This is a genomic window from Nocardioides montaniterrae, assembly GCF_054782655.1.
On record NZ_BAAGSB010000013.1, the window covers coordinates 53,054 to 69,121 of the forward strand.

The 16,068-nt window shown below is 71.1% G+C and carries 18 protein-coding genes; 5 read left to right on the top strand and 13 right to left on the bottom strand.

Features of this window, described 5'->3' with window-relative positions; translation table 11 throughout:
• Positions 1-18 precede the first annotated feature (18 nt).
• The gene (locus ACYVJ3_RS15130) at positions 19-936 is read left to right on the top strand and encodes a Gmad2 immunoglobulin-like domain-containing protein (RefSeq protein ID WP_460853890.1); all 918 of its coding nucleotides are present in this window, start codon (positions 19-21) and stop codon (positions 934-936) included.
• A gap of 99 nt (positions 937-1,035) precedes the next feature.
• Here ACYVJ3_RS15130 and ACYVJ3_RS15135 read toward each other — a convergent pair whose 3' ends face one another.
• Genes ACYVJ3_RS15135 through hrcA form a run of 3 tightly spaced genes read right to left on the bottom strand, consistent with a single transcriptional unit; the run spans position 1,036 to position 3,997 of the window.
• Entirely contained in the window at positions 1,036-1,776 is a 741-nt protein-coding gene (locus tag ACYVJ3_RS15135) for a 16S rRNA (uracil(1498)-N(3))-methyltransferase (RefSeq protein ID WP_460853891.1), read from the bottom strand.
• Between the two features lie 10 nt (positions 1,777-1,786).
• Entirely contained in the window at positions 1,787-2,956 is a 1,170-nt protein-coding gene (gene dnaJ / locus ACYVJ3_RS15140; RefSeq protein WP_460853892.1) for a molecular chaperone DnaJ, read from the bottom strand.
• A gap of 18 nt (positions 2,957-2,974) precedes the next feature.
• Positions 2,975-3,997, bottom strand: coding sequence for a heat-inducible transcriptional repressor HrcA (gene hrcA / locus ACYVJ3_RS15145; RefSeq protein WP_460853894.1), 1,023 nt, complete (start codon positions 3,995-3,997; stop codon positions 2,975-2,977).
• Between the two features lie 106 nt (positions 3,998-4,103).
• Between hrcA and ACYVJ3_RS15150 the strand changes: the two genes are divergently transcribed.
• Positions 4,104-4,304, top strand: coding sequence for a hypothetical protein (locus ACYVJ3_RS15150; protein WP_460853895.1), 201 nt, complete (start codon positions 4,104-4,106; stop codon positions 4,302-4,304).
• 13 nt (positions 4,305-4,317) lie between these two features.
• A complete protein-coding gene (locus ACYVJ3_RS15155; protein WP_460853896.1) occupies positions 4,318-5,178 on the top strand; it encodes a DUF3097 domain-containing protein in 861 nt (286 codons plus the stop codon).
• 5 nt (positions 5,179-5,183) lie between these two features.
• Here the strand turns inward: ACYVJ3_RS15155 and hemW are convergent, their stop codons facing one another.
• The 10 genes from hemW to lepA form a co-directional block, all read right to left on the bottom strand.
• Positions 5,184-6,392, bottom strand: coding sequence for a radical SAM family heme chaperone HemW (gene hemW, locus ACYVJ3_RS15160; protein WP_460853897.1), 1,209 nt, complete (start codon positions 6,390-6,392; stop codon positions 5,184-5,186).
• Positions 6,393-6,426: 34 nt separating this feature from the next.
• The gene (locus tag ACYVJ3_RS15165; protein WP_460853898.1) at positions 6,427-6,873 is read right to left on the bottom strand and encodes a DUF3592 domain-containing protein; all 447 of its coding nucleotides are present in this window, start codon (positions 6,871-6,873) and stop codon (positions 6,427-6,429) included.
• Between the two features lie 34 nt (positions 6,874-6,907).
• Positions 6,908-8,731, bottom strand: coding sequence for an AMP-dependent synthetase/ligase (locus ACYVJ3_RS15170; RefSeq protein WP_460853899.1), 1,824 nt, complete (start codon positions 8,729-8,731; stop codon positions 6,908-6,910).
• 19 nt (positions 8,732-8,750) lie between these two features.
• Positions 8,751-9,419 carry an MOSC domain-containing protein gene (locus ACYVJ3_RS15175; RefSeq protein ID WP_460853900.1) on the bottom strand — a complete coding sequence of 223 codons (669 nt, stop codon included), beginning with the start codon at positions 9,417-9,419 and terminating at the stop codon, positions 8,751-8,753.
• Positions 9,420-9,460: 41 nt separating this feature from the next.
• The gene (locus tag ACYVJ3_RS15180) at positions 9,461-10,132 is read right to left on the bottom strand and encodes a hypothetical protein (protein WP_460853901.1); all 672 of its coding nucleotides are present in this window, start codon (positions 10,130-10,132) and stop codon (positions 9,461-9,463) included.
• Positions 10,133-10,238: 106 nt separating this feature from the next.
• Positions 10,239-10,424, bottom strand: coding sequence for a DUF3099 domain-containing protein (locus ACYVJ3_RS15185; protein WP_460853902.1), 186 nt, complete (start codon positions 10,422-10,424; stop codon positions 10,239-10,241).
• An 84-nt stretch (positions 10,425-10,508) separates the two neighbouring features.
• Positions 10,509-11,171 (bottom strand): DUF4328 domain-containing protein, encoded by a 663-nt coding sequence (locus ACYVJ3_RS15190; protein WP_460853903.1) that lies wholly within the window; start codon positions 11,169-11,171, stop codon positions 10,509-10,511.
• Between the two features lie 104 nt (positions 11,172-11,275).
• Positions 11,276-12,106 (bottom strand): aminoglycoside phosphotransferase family protein, encoded by an 831-nt coding sequence (locus ACYVJ3_RS15195; RefSeq protein WP_460853904.1) that lies wholly within the window; start codon positions 12,104-12,106, stop codon positions 11,276-11,278.
• A complete protein-coding gene (locus tag ACYVJ3_RS15200) occupies positions 12,107-12,529 on the bottom strand; it encodes a DUF309 domain-containing protein (protein ID WP_460853905.1) in 423 nt (140 codons plus the stop codon).
• Positions 12,530-12,542: 13 nt separating this feature from the next.
• The gene (gene lepA / locus ACYVJ3_RS15205) at positions 12,543-14,426 is read right to left on the bottom strand and encodes a translation elongation factor 4 (RefSeq protein ID WP_460853906.1); all 1,884 of its coding nucleotides are present in this window, start codon (positions 14,424-14,426) and stop codon (positions 12,543-12,545) included.
• 85 nt (positions 14,427-14,511) lie between these two features.
• On the opposite strand from lepA, the gene ACYVJ3_RS15210 reads away from it, so the two are divergent.
• Together ACYVJ3_RS15210 and rpsT are read left to right on the top strand one after the other, a co-directional pair.
• Entirely contained in the window at positions 14,512-15,444 is a 933-nt protein-coding gene (locus ACYVJ3_RS15210; RefSeq protein ID WP_460853907.1) for a phosphotransferase, read from the top strand.
• 139 nt (positions 15,445-15,583) lie between these two features.
• Positions 15,584-15,844: a 30S ribosomal protein S20 gene (rpsT, locus tag ACYVJ3_RS15215; RefSeq protein ID WP_460853908.1), complete on the top strand. Its 261-nt coding sequence runs from the start codon at positions 15,584-15,586 to the stop codon at positions 15,842-15,844.
• The last annotated feature ends 224 nt before the right edge of the window (positions 15,845-16,068 follow it).

Here is a 16,068-nt window from a genome sequence, read left to right on the forward strand (position 1 = left end):
TTCCCCGGAGGTTCCCGCATGACCAGCTCGACCACGATCCGACGTACCGCTCCTGCGGCGGTCGCCGCCCTGCTCTCCCTCGGCCTGCTGGCCGGGTGTGGGTCGAACGAGAAGGAAGCCACCGACCCGAGCACCACCGGCACACCCACGAGCGCGTCGACGACCACGCAGACCTCGAGCGCCGCGGCCACCGAGAGCAGCACGGCCGCCGGCTCGACGGACGTGACCCTCTACTGGGGCGTGGACACCCCGATGAACCTGCGCCTCGCCGGCGAGAGCACCGCCGTCAGCGGCGAACCGGTCCAGGGCGCCCTTCAGGCGCTGCTCGCTGGCGACCCCACCGACCCCGACTACGCCGCACTGGTCCCGAAGGACTCGCTCACCTCGGCGAGCGTCGTGCCCGGCAAGGAGATCACCCTCGAGGTCGCCAACCCGGCGTACGCCGACGCGTCCGAGGACACCGCCCCCGGCGGCAACAAGCTCGCGATCCAGCAGCTCATCTACTCCCTGAACTCGGCGAACGGCACGGCCGACAAGCCGCTGCCGGTGCACTTCACGCTCGGCGGCCAGGACTCGACGTACCTCGGCCAGCCCACCCGCGCCAAGGCCGCGCCGCAGCTGCGCGTCCTGTCGATGATGAGCGTGCTCTCACCGGCCGACGGCTCCACGCTGTCGGGTCGCACGGTGTTCAGCGGCGTCGGCAGCTCGTTCGAGGGCACCGTCGCCTGGGAGGTCCGCGACTCCTCCGACAAGGTCGTCCTGAGGGGCAGCTCGCAGTCCGACGGCTGGATGGACAAGCTCTACCCGTGGAAGGCCACGCTCGACCTCAGCAAGCTCGCACCCGGCAGCTACACGTTCGTGGCGATGACCGACGACCCGTCGGGCGGCGAGGGCGGCGGCCCGTTCAAGGACGACAAGACCTTCACGATCAGCTGAGCGAAGCGCTCCGCACGACGGTCGGCGGGCCCCACCTCGCCGACCGTCGCTGGGAGTCAGTGTCCGGAAGACACCCGACGCAAACGTCGGGGTAGGGCCTCACGCCCAGCGCGGGGTGCGCGCGAGCAGCGCGGCGACGGCGACGACGCCTGCGGTGGAGGTGCGCAGCACCTCGGCACCCAGGCGACTCGAGACGGCGCCCGCACGCACGAACAGGGCGACCTCGTCCTCGGTGAGCCCGCCCTCGGGGCCGACGACGAGCAGGATCTCGCCCGCATCGGGGACGGCCAGGTCGGCCATCGGTTCGCTGGCAGCCTCGTGCAGCACGACCGCGAGGTCCGCGCGCGCGACCATGTCGGCGACGTCCTTCGTGGACGCCAGCTCGAGGACCTCGGGATGCCAGGCACGGCGCGACTGCTTGGCGGCCTCGCGCGCGGTGGCCGCCCACTTGGCGTGCGACTTGGCGGCGCGCTCACCCTTCCAGACCGCGACGCTGCGCGTCGCCGCCCACGGGACGATCCGGGCCACGCCGATCTCGGTGAGCACCTCGACGGCGAGCTCGCCGCGCTCGCCCTTGGGCAGCGCCTGCACGACGCTCACCCGCGGCCACGGCTCGGGGACGTCCTCGACGGACCTCACCGTGACGTCGAACGATCGCTTCGAGGTGGCAGCGACGGTGCCCGTCGCGAGCCGCCCCGCGCCATCGCCGAGCAGGAGGTCCTCCCCCACGCGGAGGCGACGTACGACGACGGCGTGGTGGGCCTCGTCGCCCTCGACGACCACCGTCGACCCCGGGCCGACCCCGTCGAGGGTCGGCACGAGGTGCTGGGGCAGCGTCATCGGGCCGGGCTCAGTGCTGCTGGCCGAAGGCGTCGCGGAGGCGGCCGAACATGCCCTTGTGGGCAGGGCGTACGTCGCCCGTCGGCTGCTCCTCGTTGCGCGCCGTGGCGAGCGCACGGAGCAGCTCCTCCTGGCGGGCGTCGAGCTTGGTCGGGGTCTCCACGACGACGGTGACGACCAGGTCGCCGCGACCGCCGCGCAGACCGGGCACGCCGCGGCCCTTGACCAGCGTGTCCCAGCCGGACTGCGTGCCGGCCGGCACCGCGAGCTCGAAGGAGGTCTCGCTCGCCTCGTCGCCGAGGTCGGCCTCGAGCGTGGGCAGGCGGACCTGGGTGCCGAGCGCCGCAGCCGTCATCGGCAGCGCGACCGTGCAGTGCAGGTCGCCGCCGTGGCGGGTGAAGGTCTTGTGGGGCGCGACCTGGATCTCGACGTACAGGTCACCGGCGGGGCCGCCGCCGGGACCGACCTCGCCCTGCTCGGCCAGCTGGACGCGGGTGCCGGTGTCGACGCCGGCCGGGATCTTGACGGTGAGGGTACGACGCGAGCGGACCCGTCCCTCGCCCGAGCACTCCCGGCACGGGTCGGGGATGACCGAGCCGAACCCGCGGCAGGTCGGGCACGGGCGAAGCGTGCGGATCTCGCCGAGGAACGAGCGCTGGACGTGGGCGACCTCGCCCTGGCCGTGGCAGGTGCCACAGGTCTGCGGCTGCGAGCCCTCGGCCGCGCCCGAGCCCTGGCACGCCGCGCAGTGGACGGCCGTGTCGACCTTGAGCTCCTTGGCGACACCGAACGCCGCCTCGGCCAGCTCGACCTCGAGGCGGATCAGGGCGTCCTGGCCCCGGCGTACGCGTGAGCGCGGGCCGCGCCCGCCACCGCCGCCACCACCGGCCTGGCCGCCGAAGAACGCGTCCATGATGTCGGTGAACGAGAATCCCTGGCCGGCGCCGCCGCCGCCGAAGCCGCCGCCGAACGGGTCGCCGCCACGGTCGTACTGCTGGCGCTTGCCGGGGTCGCTGAGCACCTCGTACGCCGCGGACACCGCCTTGAACCTCTCCTGCGCCTCCGGGTCGGGGTTGACGTCGGGGTGCAGCTGGCGGGCCAGCTTGCGGTAGGCCTTCTTGAGGGTGTCGGCGTCGGCGTTGCGGTCGACTCCGAGAAGCTCGTACAGATCCTGGGACATGCTCTTGGTGGTTCTCTCTCAGCTCTCGTCGAGGATGCGCGAGACGTAGCGCGCGACTGCGCGCACGGCCGCCATCGTGCCGGGATAGTCCATGCGGGTCGGGCCGACGACGCCGAGCGTCGCCAGGGCCTCACCGTGGGTGGTCGTGGGTCCGTAGCCGCTCGCGACCACGCTGGTCGCGGCGAACTGCTCGAAGGGTCCTTCGGCGCCGATGCGCACCATCACGCTGCCGTCGGTCGTGGCCGCGCCGAGGAGGGTGAGCAGCACGACGTGCTCCTCGATCGCCTCCAGCAACGGGCGGACCGAGGTGTCGAAGCTGTCGCCGTAGCGCGCGAGGTTGGCGGTGCCGCCGACGGCGACGCGCTCGTCGGAGCGGTGGTCGCTCATCGCCTCGGTGAGCACGGCGACCACGGCGGAGGTCGCCGCGTCGGGCTGCTCGGCCGTCAGCGCACCGAGGGCGGTCACCGCGTCGGCGATGCGCTCGCCGGTGACGGCGAGGTTGATCCGGCTGCGCAACCGGCCGAGGGCGTCCTCGGACAGCTCGGCGCCGAGGTCGACCAGGCGCTGCTCGACCCGGCCGGTGCTGAGGATCAGCACCACCAGGAGGCGGTCGGGGTTGAGCGCGACCAGCTCGACGTGACGGACCGTGGACCGGCTCAGCGTCGGGTACTGGACGACCGCGACCTGGTGGGTCAGCTGGCTGAGCAGGCGCGCGGAGCGGTTGACGACGTCGTCGAGGTCGACGGCGCCGTCGAGGAACGTGGAGATCGCCCGCTTCTCCGGCGCGCTCATCGGCTTGACGGTGGACAGGCGGTCGACGAAGAGCCGGTAGCCCTTGTCGGTCGGCACCCGGCCCGCGCTGGTGTGTGGCTGGGCGAGGTAGCCCTCGTCCTCGAGCGCGGCCATGTCGTTGCGGATCGTTGCCGGGCTGACGTTGAGGCCGTGGCGCTCGACCAGCGCCTTGGAGCCGACCGGCTCCTCGGTCGCGACGTAGTCCTCGACGATGGCACGCAGCACGGCGAGCCTTCGCTCCTCCTGCATGCGGCACCTCCCGTCGGGCACGTGTTTGGCACTCGTGACGAATGAGTGCCAAGTCTATAGCGTCCGCACCCGACTACCGATCCAGCAGACGGGTACCGCGTGCCACATGAGCCACCCCGATACCCCCGACCCCGACACCCCCGACTCCGAGACCGGGTCGATCAGCGACGACCAGCTGCCCGAGGACCTGGTGCCCGGGCCGGACAACCCGCTCGCCGAGGGACTGCCACCCGGCGACGCGGCCGAGGGGCTGATGGACCCGGACCAGAGCACGCACCGGACCAACACGGAGACCCAGCGCAACTGATCACACCGTTCACATGCGTAACATTGGTGCCGTGGATCGCTACGGGACCGATGTCCTCTCCGGCGACTGGCGTGTGCCCAAGCGGGGCCGTGCCGTCGAGACGGCGGCCGACCTCGGCCTGGTCGTCGAGGAGGTCCAGCACGACTTCTGCGGCGAGATCGTCGCGGTCGACCGCGACATCGACACCGTCACGCTGGAGGACCGCCGCGGGACGCGGCGTACCTTCGAGCTCGGCCCGGGCTTCCTGCTCGAGGGCAAGCCGGTCATCCTGACCGCTCCGGTGCGGGTCTCAGCGGCTGCGGCCACCCCGAAGCGCACGGCCTCCGGCTCGCTCGCCGTCCAGGGTGCCCGCGCCCGGGTCGCCCGCGCCAGCCGCATCTTCGTGGAGGGTCGCCACGACGCCGAGCTCGTCGAGAAGGTCTGGGGCGACGACCTGCGCATCGAGGGTGTGGTCGTGGAGTACCTCGGCGGCGTCGACGACCTCGCCGCGCACCTGCGCGACTTCTCCCCCGGCCCCGAGCGCAAGGTCGGCGTGCTCGTGGACCACCTGGTCAGCGGCTCCAAGGAGTCTCGCATCGCCGACGACATCGCCCGCGGCCCGTGGGGCGGGAGCGTGCTGATCGTCGGCCATCCGTTCATCGACGTGTGGCAGGCCGTCAAGCCCGACCGCCTGGGCCTGCGCGCCTGGCCGCAGATCCCCCGCTCGATCGAGTGGAAGAAGGGCATCTGCCAGCACCTCGGCTGGCCGTACGCCGAGCAGGCCGACATCGCCCGCGCGTGGCAGACCATCCTCGGCCGGGTCGAGTCCTTCGACGACCTCGAGCCCGCCCTCCTCGGTCGGGTCGAGGAGCTCATCGACTTCGTGACCTCCTGACGCGGTCAGAGCAGGTCGCGCACCACCGCGTCGGCGAGCAGCCGTCCGCGGGTGGTGAGCACGAGCCGGTCCGCCGTGCCGTCGAGCAGCAGGCCGTCGGCCACCAGCTGCGGGATCGCCGTACGGCCGGCGTCGTCGAGCACGTCGACGCTCAACCCCTCGCGCAGGCGGACCTCGAGCAGCACCCGCTCGACGCGGCGGGTCTCGTCGTCGAGCAGCTCGCGGGCATGGGCGGGGCTGAGGCCGTCGCCGAGGCGACCGGCGTACGCCGTGGGGTGCTTGACGTTCCACCAGCGCGTGCCGGCGACGTGCGAGTGGGCGCCGGGGCCGACGCCCCACCAGTCGTCGCTGCGCCAGTAGGACAGGTTGTGCCGGCACTCCGAGCCGGGCCGCGACCAGTTGGAGACCTCGTACCAGCCCAGGCCGGCCGCGGTGAAGCGCTCGTCGGCCAGCAGGTACTTGTCGGCGAGGTCGTCCTCGTCGGGCATCGGCAGCTCGCCGCGCTTGACCCGCCGGGCGAGGGCGGTGCCGTCCTCCACGATCAGGGAGTACGCCGACACGTGGTCGGGCTCGCACGCCAGCGCGGCGTCGACCGAGGTCCGCCAGTCGTCGAGCGACTCCCCCGGCGTGCCGTAGATCAGGTCCAGCGACACCTCGTCGAAGCCGGCCTCGCGCGCGGCAGCGACGGCGAGCGGAACTCCTTCGGGGTCGTGGGTGCGGTCCAGCACCGACAGGACCGCCGGCACCGCCGATTGCATGCCGAAGGAGATCCGGTCGAACCCGGCCGACCGCAGCCCCGAGAGGTAGCCGAGCGAGACCGAGTCGGGGTTCGCCTCGGTCGTCACCTCGGCGTCGGCCGCCAGGCCGAACTCCGACCGGATCGCCCCGAGGATCGCGCCCAGGGCCGTCGGGGACAGCAGGGTCGGCGTACCTCCGCCGAGGAAGACCGTCGACACCGGCAGGTCGCGATCACCGAGCACGCGCCGGGCCAGCCGGACCTCGGCGACCGCCTGCTCGGCGTACGTCGAGCGCGAGACTCCCCCGCCGAGCTCCTCGGCGGTGTAGGTGTTGAAGTCGCAGTAGCCGCAGCGGACCGTGCAGAACGGGACGTGCACGTAGAACGCGAACGGTCGCTGCCCGAGAGCGTCCAGCGACGCGACGGGGAGCGATCCGTCGGCGGGGGCGGGGTCACCGTCGGGCAGCGCGGAAGGCACCCGGGAAGTCTCCCACCCGGGTCCGCGCGACGACTCAGGGCCTGATCGCCGGGTGCCCGTTCCGCGCGAGGGCACCGACCACGAGTCCACCGATCAGCAGCACCATGGAGGCGATGCCGCCCAGCACCATCACCGAGGCGACCTGGCCATAGGCGCCGACGATCGAGCGGGTCGGGTCGTCGCCGTCGTACCGCAGCTCGACGGAGTCGCCGACCTGGCCGATGCAGGCCGGGTTGTTGGTGGCGGTGTACGCCGTGTCGCCGACCTCGAAGCGCACCTCGACACCGCACCCGTGGACGGTCGGCAGACCGCGCTCGACCACCTGTCCCGTCGCGGTCGAGCTGAGGTCCTTGTAGTGGACCCACTCGATCGCCGACGCGACGGCCAGCAGCACCGCCGCGCCGAGCAGGACGACGGCGATCGCCGCGCGCACCTGCCAACGTCTGAAGAACCCGAAAGCACCCTTCGGTCGGTCACTCATCTGCTCATCCCCCCAAGAGCAGCCCTGCGACGGTTCAGCCGCCGTAGAAGCTGTCGATCAGCTGCTTGTTGTTCGCCTCGACGACCGCGCGCTTGACCTTGAGCGACGGCGTCAGCTCGCCCGACTCGATGGTCAGGTCGTGGTCGAGCAGCTCCCACTTCTTGATGGTCTCCCAGCGGTTCAGGGTCAGGTTGAGCTCGTCGACGTAGTCGCCGACCATCTCGCGGACCTTCGCGCTGTTGACCAGGTCGGTGTACGACGTGCCCGCGAGCCCGTGCTCCTTCGCCCAGTCGGCGATGGCGTCGGGGTCGAGGGTGACGAGCGCGGAGACGAAGTTGCGCTCGGCGCCGAAGACCATGAACTGGCTGACGTACGGGCAGATCGTCTTGAACTTGGCCTCGATCGCCGGCGGCGCGATGTACTTGCCGCCGGAGGTCTTGAAGAGCTCCTTGATGCGGCCGGTGATCTTGAGGAAGCCGTCGGCGTCCAGCTCGCCCTTGTCGCCCGTGCGCAGCCAGCCGTCGGCGGTGAACGCCTCGGCCGTCGCCTCGGGAAGGTTGTGGTAGCCGGCCATGATGTGCGGGCCGTGCAGCTGGACCTCACCGTTCTCGCCGATGCGGACCTCGGTGCCGGGGAACGGCTGGCCGACGGTGCCCATCTTGAGCTCGTCGGGGTGGTTGACCGTGGCGCCGGCGGCGTTCTCGGTCATGCCGTAGCCCTCGAGGATGACGATGCCGGCGGCGTGGAACCACGAGGCGATGTCGGCGTTGAGCGCCGCCGAGCCGGAGATGAAGAAGCGGACCCGGCCACCGAAGCGGTCGCGGACCTTGCTGAAGACCAGCTTGTCGAAGAGGTCGTGCTCCGCCTTGAGCAGCGGGTTGACCTTGCCGGCGCGGGCGGCGGCGTCGTACTTGAGACCGACGGCGAAGGCGCGCTTGAAGATCTTCTCCTTCAGGCCACCCTCCGCCTCCTGCATCGTGATGATGCGGGCGTAGGCCTTCTCGAAGATGCGCGGCGCGGCGCCCATGAAGGTCGGCTTCACGACGCCCAGGTTGTCGACGATCTTGTCGACGCGGCCGTCGATGGCGCAGGAGAAGCCGCACGCCATCTGGGTCGAGGAGAGCACCTTGCCGAACGCGTGGGCCATCGGCAGCCAGCGGAACTCGAGGTCGGTGGTGGTCAGCAGGCCCTGGGCCTTGATGGCCTCGCCCTCGAAGACCCAGGCCTTGTGCAGCGTGCGCACGCCCTTGGGCTTGCCGGTCGTGCCGGAGGTGTAGATCAGGGTGGAGAGCTGGTCGGCCGGGATCGACTTCGCGAGGTCGTCGATGGCGGTCGGGTTCTTCTCCAGGTACGCCGTACCGAGGCCGGTGAGCTGCTCGAGGCTGATCACCCAGTCGCCGTCGGCGGCAGCGGCGTCGAAGACGACGACCTTGTCCAGCTGGGGCAGCTCGGCGCGGTGCTCGCGCAGCTTGGCGAGCTGGGACTCGTCCTCGGCGAAGACGTAGCGGCACTCGCTGTCGCTGAGGATGTACGCCGTGTCCGGCCCACCCGTGGAGGGGTAGACGGTCGTGGTGGCGCCACCGGCACACATCACGGCCAGGTCGGCGAGGATCCACTCGTAGCTCGTGCCGGCGGCGATGCCGACGCGCTGCTCGGCGTCGAGGCCCAGCGAGAGCAGGCCGGCAGCGAGCTTGCGGACGTCGTCACCCGCCTGGCGCCAGGTGCGGGACTCCCACACGCCGTCGACGGGGAACCGGAACGCCTCGTTCTCGGGGTTCATCTCCACCCGCTCGAGGAACTGCACTGCGCAGTTCTGTGGCATCCGGTCGATGAAGCTGGTGTCGGTGTTGACGGCCATGGGCCTAAAACTAGAGCACTCAGGAGCCCGGCGTACCGGCCGGTACGAATCCGAGGTGGGCCGCGAGCTTCCGGGTCGGCTCGGCAGCGAGGTCCTCGATCACCTGCAGGGAGGGCAGCCGGGAGCGATCCAGGTTCATCGCGACGAACAGATCGACGACGGTGATGCCGTGGCCCGGGGTGCTGACGACCTCGATCTCGTCGCCCGTCGTGAGGCTTCCGGGCTCGAGGACGCGGAGGTAGGCGCCGGGGCGCAGCGCCTGGGTGAAGCGCTTGACCCACGCGGTGTCGTCGTACCCGCTGACACGCTGCCAGCCCTTGAAGGTGTTGCACGGCGTGCGCGTCGAGCAGACCTCGAGCAGCGTCGTGCCGATCCGGAGACGCGTCCCGATCACGCAGGCCTGGAGGTCGATGCCCTCGGTCGTGAGGTTCTCGCCGAACTGGCCGGGCGGGATGGCGCGGCCGAGCTCGCCCTCCCAGAACGCCAGGTCCTCCACGGCGTACGCGTAGACCGCCTGGTCGCGACCACCGTGGTGCTTGGTGTCCGACACCGAGTCGCCGGCCAGCCCGGACGGCCCCACCTCGACCGGGCCCTCGACAGGCCGCTTGTCGATGGAGCTGCGGCCGACGGACCCGGCCCAGTCGACGTCGACCGGACGGCCGACGTTGGTGGACAGGAGACGAGGCATGGGCACCACTCAACCACGAGGCTCCCCCGCAGCCGCACCGATCAGGACGCGGTCCCGACGTACGTCGCGCGGGTGACCTTGCGGACCACGACCGAGCCGTCGTTGCGGATCACGTGGACCGTCCACACCGGGTTGGTGCGGCTGATCCCGTCCCCGGAGTCGGGGCCGTAGATCGAGCCACCGTCGCAGGAGTAGAAGCCGACCCAGGTCGGGTGGCTCGGGTAGTAGCCCCACGCACCGCCGACCCGCACCGTGCAGCGCTCGCCGTCGGCGAGCCGGAGTCCCTGCGGCGACCGCTTCGCACGCAGCAGTGCGGGGTCGCCGGCGAAGGTGCCGGCGTACCGGAACCGGACGAGCTGCTTGACCTCGACGTCGCGCAGGCACAGGACCGTGTGGTCGAACGACCGCCAGCAGGACGGGGCGTACGCCGCGGTCGGGTAGCAGATGTCGACGTGGTCCGAGACGGAGTAGGGCGACTGGTCGTCGCAGCTGAGCGAGCCGTCGCCCTCGCGGTGGACCGGCCAGCCCACCCTCGCCCGGCCGGTGGCGCCCACCGGGCGGACGACGACCTTCTTGGTCGCCGTCAGCGTGGTGGTCGTGGAGGTGGTCGAGGTGGTCGCGGTCGCTGCGCCGGCCGGACCGCCGGGGACGGCGTACGTCGCGGCCGCGACGGCGAGCAGGGCGGGCAGGAGACGAGCGGTACGACGCAGCATGGCGTTCCTCCGGGTTCGGGGTGTCGTCTGTGTTGACGCCCCGGATGCCCGTCGGGTTGCAGTGCTGCGCTACTTCTTCGCGCCGACCGACCGGGGCAGCAGTTCGCTAGTCGCGGTCCTCGCGCCAGTTGGCGGTGATCGCGGCGACCGGCGGGATCACCGCGGCCACGATGCTCATCCCGACCGCGGCGGGCGTCGAGAAGAGCCGCACCACGAACCACGCGAGCACGATGAGCAGCACACAGGTGCCCATGAGGGCGAAGTAGGCGCGTTGCCGGGCTCGGGAGACCATCGCGTACGACGCTAGCGCGCCGCCGGCTCACTCACTTGTGAGTGAGGGCGGCCGATTGCCCTGTGTCAGGTCGCGGCGCTGGCGCTACCTCTTCGCGCCGACCGCCCGCGACAGCCGCACCACGACGACGATCGCGAGCACCGCCGCGACGACGTCGGCGGTGTCCGAGAAGATCCCGACATCCAGGTAGTGCCTGAACGAGTCGGCATCGGTCGGGTCGTGCTGGCCCGCGAAGACCCGGCCGCTGACGTTCGACACGATCCACATGCCCCACCACCAGCCGAGCAAGGACGTGCTGCGCGTCGGGCACCAGAACCTCCACAGGTCGAGCATGTTCTGGATGGACATCCACAGGTTGCCGATGGGGATGAACCACGAGCCGGCGTGCCAGCCCGGCGTACGACGGATCCGGTCGGGCGGCGTCACGCGGGCCACCCGGACCTGCCACACGCACCAGAAGATGCCCGTCGCGAGCAGGCAGACGAGCCCGACGAGGGAGAACGTCCGGTTGAGGTCGTCGAAGCTCCGGGCGTCGCTCAGGGCCGCCGCGCGGTCCGTGCCGATCTCGTCCGCGATGCGCTTGCCCCACACCTCGAGGCCGACCGTCGCGGCGCTGAGCGCGGCGAGCACGCCGAGGCCGGCGGCGACCATCCAGCCGAGGACCGCGGAGGACCCCCTGGCCTGGTCGCTCGGGCTCCACACCGGCGGGGTGGCGGGAGGCGGGTACGCGGCGTAGGGGTCGGTCACGTGGCGATTGTGCAGGCGCGGGGCGACGTGCGGACCCGTTCGCCGCAACTCGCAGCAGTTGGCCGGGGACCGGACTCACTCACCTGTGAGTGAGGAGGGCGGACCTAGTCCTGGACGGCCTTGGCGACCGCGATGTTCGCGGTGACCCAGCCGCGGTCAGCGGTCGGGTTCTCGAGGACCTCGCCCTTGACGTTGACGACGGTCCGCACGACGACCCAGGCCCGGGCCCGGTCCTCGTCGAGCTCGGCGTGGTCGACGAGTGCGAAGAACCGGTCGCGCACACCGTCGCGGAGACGGCCGGCGTACTCGCTGTAGCGGTTGACCAGCATCGGCGTGAGCTCGAAGTGCGGGTCGCCGGAGAGCGGCTTCGGATCGATGGCTCGCCACTCCCCTGCGCCGTCGAGCAGGACGTTCTCGTAGTGCAGGTCGGTGTGGACGAGCGTGCCGTCGGTCGCCGGGTCGGCGGCGAGCTCGCGTGCCAAGGCACGCGCCTGCTCGACCATCCGGTGCGGGATCGGCAGCGAGCGGTCGGCGGCCGCGAGGTCGGCGGCCCACCCCTCGGCGTACGACGAGAGGGTGCGCAGCTGCGGCGGCGCCGGCACGTGCAGGTGCCCGTAGAGCCCAGCGACGACCTCGCAGGCTTGCAGGTCCCACGAGTCGACGAGATCCTGGCCGGTCAGGCGCTCGAGCAGCAGCGCCCAGCGGTGCGGGTCCGCCCGCAGGAGTCGTACGGCGCCCCGGCCGTGCCAGTGCTGCAGCGCCAGCGCCTCGTGCTCGGCCTCCGGGTGCGGCCGGACGACCTTGAGCGCGGCCGCGTCACCGTCGGCGGTGCGGACCGGCAGCACCTGCGCGGTCCGGCCCCGCATGGCCTCGCCGTCGGGCGTCAGGTCCCACTCGGCGATCAGGTCGCGCAGCACGCCGGGCAGGCGGTCCACTCAGCCCTCGACCCGCCCGCGCGCGCAGGCGACGACGGCGGCCAGGTCCACGCCGTAGGCAGGACCGCCGGTCGCCGCATAGGCCTCGATGTTGCCGGCACCTCGCTCGACCAACCGCCGTGCGCCGACGGGCTTGCCGCGCGCGGCGTGGGTCAGGCCCACGCAGAGCTGCGCGAGCCCCTGCCACATCGGCCGCTCGGGCTCTGGGCAGTCCTTCCAGCGGGCCTCGAGCACCTCGTGCGCCGAGAAGGGGCGCCCCTCCGCCAGCAGGCGGCGCGCCTCGGCGACGGTCTCGAGCGGCGGCAGCGGCTCCTCGGAGACCGGCTCGACCCCCGTCTCGCCGTACGGGAGAGGGCGTCCCAGCGCGTCGCGCGGGCGGGCCTGCCGGGGTCGGCCCTCCTCGTCACGATCGCGCGCTGTCATGCCGGCTCGACACTCACTTCTTGGGCTTGTCCCCGGACGGCTGGGTGGTGGAGAGCGCGGCCACGAAGGCCTCCTGGGGGACCTCGACGCGGCCGACCATCTTCATCCGCTTCTTGCCCTCCTTCTGCTTCTCCAGCAGCTTGCGCTTGCGGCTGATGTCGCCGCCGTAGCACTTGGCCAGGACGTCCTTGCGGATCGCGCGGATGTTCTCGCGGGCGATGACCCGGGCGCCGATGGCGGCCTGGATCGGGACCTCGAACTGCTGGCGCGGGATGAGGTCCTTGAGCTTGCCGGCCATCATCACGCCATAGCCGTACGCCGAGTCGCGGTGGATGATCGCCGAGAAGGCGTCGACCGGCTCGCCCTGGAGCAGGATGTCGACCTTGACCAGGTCGGAGGCCTGCTCACCGGAGCGCTCGTAGTTGAGCGAGGCGTAGCCCTTGGTCTTGGACTTGAGCTGGTCGAAGAAGTCGAAGGCGATCTCGCCCATCGGCAGGGTGTAGCGCATCTCGACGCGGTCCTCGGAGAGGTAGTCCATCCCCTGCAGGTTGCCGCGCTTGAGCTGGCACAGCTCCATGATCGTGCCGATGTAGTCCGACGGCGCCAGGATCGTGGCGTTCACGATCGGCTCGCGGACCTCGTTGATCTTGCCGTCGGGGTACTCGCTGGGGTTGGTCACCGTGATCTCGGTGCCGTCCTCCATGAGGACCTCGTAGACCACGTTGGGCGCGGTCGAGATCAGGTCGAGGTTGAACTCGCGCTCGAGCCGCTCGCGGGTGATCTCCATGTGCAGCAGGCCGAGGAAGCCGATGCGGAAGCCGAAGCCGAGCGCGCCGGAGGTCTCGGGCTCGAAGGTCAGCGCCGCGTCGTTGAGCTGGAGCTTCTCCAGGGCGTCACGCAGGACCGGGTAGTCGTCGCCGTCGATCGGGTACAGGCCGGCGTACACCATCGGGTTGGGGTGCTCGTAGCCGCCGAGCGCCTCCTCGGCTGGCTTGTGCAGGTAGGTCACGGTGTCGCCGACGCGCGACTGGCGAACGTCCTTCACACCGGTGATGAGGTAGCCCGTCTCGCCCACGCCCAGGTCGTCGGCCTTGGTCGGCTCGGGGCTGATCACGCCGAGCTCGAGCATCTCGTGGGTCGCGTTGGTCGACATCATCTTGATGCGGTCGCGGTGGGTGAGCTTGCCGTCGAAGACCCGGACGTAGGTGACCACGCCGCGGTAGGTGTCGTAGACGGAGTCGAAGATCAGCGCCCGTGCGGGAGCGTCCGGGTCGCCGACGGGGGCCGGGACCTGCTTGACGATCTCGTCGAGGAGCTCCTCGACGCCGATGCCGTTCTTGGCGCTGACCCGCAGCACGTCGGACGGCTCGCAGCCGACGAGGTTGGCCAGCTCGGCGGCGTACTTCTCGGGGTCGGCGCTGGGCAGGTCGATCTTGTTCAGGACCGGGATGATGTGGAGGTCCGCGCCCATCGCGAGGTACAGGTTCGCGAGGGTCTGCGCCTCGATGCCCTGGGCGGCGTCGACCAGCAGGATCGCGGCCTCGCACGCCTGCAGGCTGCGGGAGACCTCGTAGGTGAAGTCGACGTGGCCGGGCGTGTCGATCATGTTGAGGACGTAGGCACCCGGCTCGGCGCCGTTGGCGTTGTCCGCGGCGACGCCCCAGGGCATCCGGACCGCCTGGGACTTGATGGTGATGCCGCGCTCGCGCTCGATGTCCATCCGGTCGAGGTACTGCGCCTTGGCGTCGCGGTCGGAGAGCACTCCGGTCAGCTGCAGCATCCGGTCGGCGAGCGTCGACTTGCCGTGGTCGATGTGCGCGATGATGCAGAAGTTTCGGATGACCGACGGATCGGTGGCGCCCGGCTTGGGGACGGCGGAGACAGGTACGACGGGCATGATGACGCCATTCTCGCAGTGACCGCGGGGCGGGAGGAAACCAGCGGCGGCAGGGCCGGATCACGGGGCTGGTTGGATGGCGGGCGTGCTTCCCTCGCCGATCCCCCACGGGCGGACCGCCAAGCGACTCGACTGGGTCCATCTTCCGCCACGCGTGCGCGACGAGGTCGAGCGCCGCATCGGTACGACGGTCGTCCACTCGATCTCCCAGGACAGCGGATTCACCCCGGGGTTCGCGTCGGTCCTGCTCGGCGAGGACGGCACCCGCCACTTCGTGAAGGCTGCCTCCGTCAAGGCGCAGCGCGCGTTCGCCGAGGCCTATCGCATCGAGGCGCGGCGCCTGCGCTCCCTGCCGCCCGAGGTCGCGGCACCCCGGCTGCTGTGGACCACCGAGGTCGAGGACTGGGTGGTCCTGGAGACGGCGTACGTCGACGGCCGGGCGCCGTCGCGGCCGTGGACCGCGGAGGACCTGGCAGCCGTCTCCGACATGCTCGTCGCGACCTCCGTCCTCCTGACGCCTGCGCCGGGCATCGGCCTGGACCGCGCGGTCGACGACCTGGCCTCGTGGGTGGACATGTGGGACTCCGTCGACCGGCCCCACACCGCCGAGTGCCGGGCCCTGGCCTCCCGCTTCGGGGAGGTCGTGGACGGCGACACGCTCGTGCACACCGACGTACGCGACGACAACCTGCTGATCACCCGCGACGGGGAGGTCTCGCTGTGCGACTGGAACTTCCCGGTCGTCGGCGCCGCATGGCTGGACTCGCTGTGGCTGCTGATCGGCCCGCGGGGCGACGGCCTCGACGTGGAGGCCCACATCGCGGCCCACCCGCTGCTGTCCTCGGTGCCCGCGGAGTCGATCGACGTGGTCCTGGCCCTGATCCTCGGGTACCTCGAGAACAGCTCGACCCTGCCCGTCCCGCCGACCTCCCCCAGCCTCCGGCGTGCCCAGCGTTGGCAGCGCGACGTGCTCCGTGATTGGCTCGGCGAGCGCCGGGACTGGGACTTCGCGGTCTGAACTCGGCTCCGAATTCGGCCCTGACCCGGGCCGCTGATAAAGTTTGGGGCTGCGTGTTCGAGGCCCCTCCCCTCTCATCCCCAGAGTGGCCGGGAGAGCGCGTCTCACCGCATCAAGGCATTCACCGAAGGGTTCTCACATGGCGAACATCAAGTCGCAGATCAAGCGCAACAAGCAGAACGAGAAGGCGCGCGAGCGCAACAAGGCCGTCAAGACGGGCCTGAAGACCGCGGTCCGCAAGTTCCGCGAGGCCGCCGAGGCCGGCAACAAGGAGGCCGCGATCGCCGCTGGCGCCGCCGCCAACCGCCTCCTCGACAAGGCCGTCTCCAAGGGCGTCATCCACAAGAACCAGGCTGCGAACCGCAAGTCGGCCATCTCGAAGAAGTCCGCTTCGCTCTGATCTGAGTCGAGCACGTCGAAAGCCGCCCCTCGGGGCGGCTTTCGTCATTTGAGCCGGCGCTGCCTGCTGCAGGTTCCCCAAGGGATGCAGCGGAACCTGCACTTCCCTGGCGTTGCAACCCATGGGAAGTGCAGGTTTCCCTGGGCGGGCTCGCAGGGTCATCGCAACAACAGTCCGTTGATCAGCTCTGAGGGTGCAGCGTAGTCAAGGCGTTTGCGTGGGCG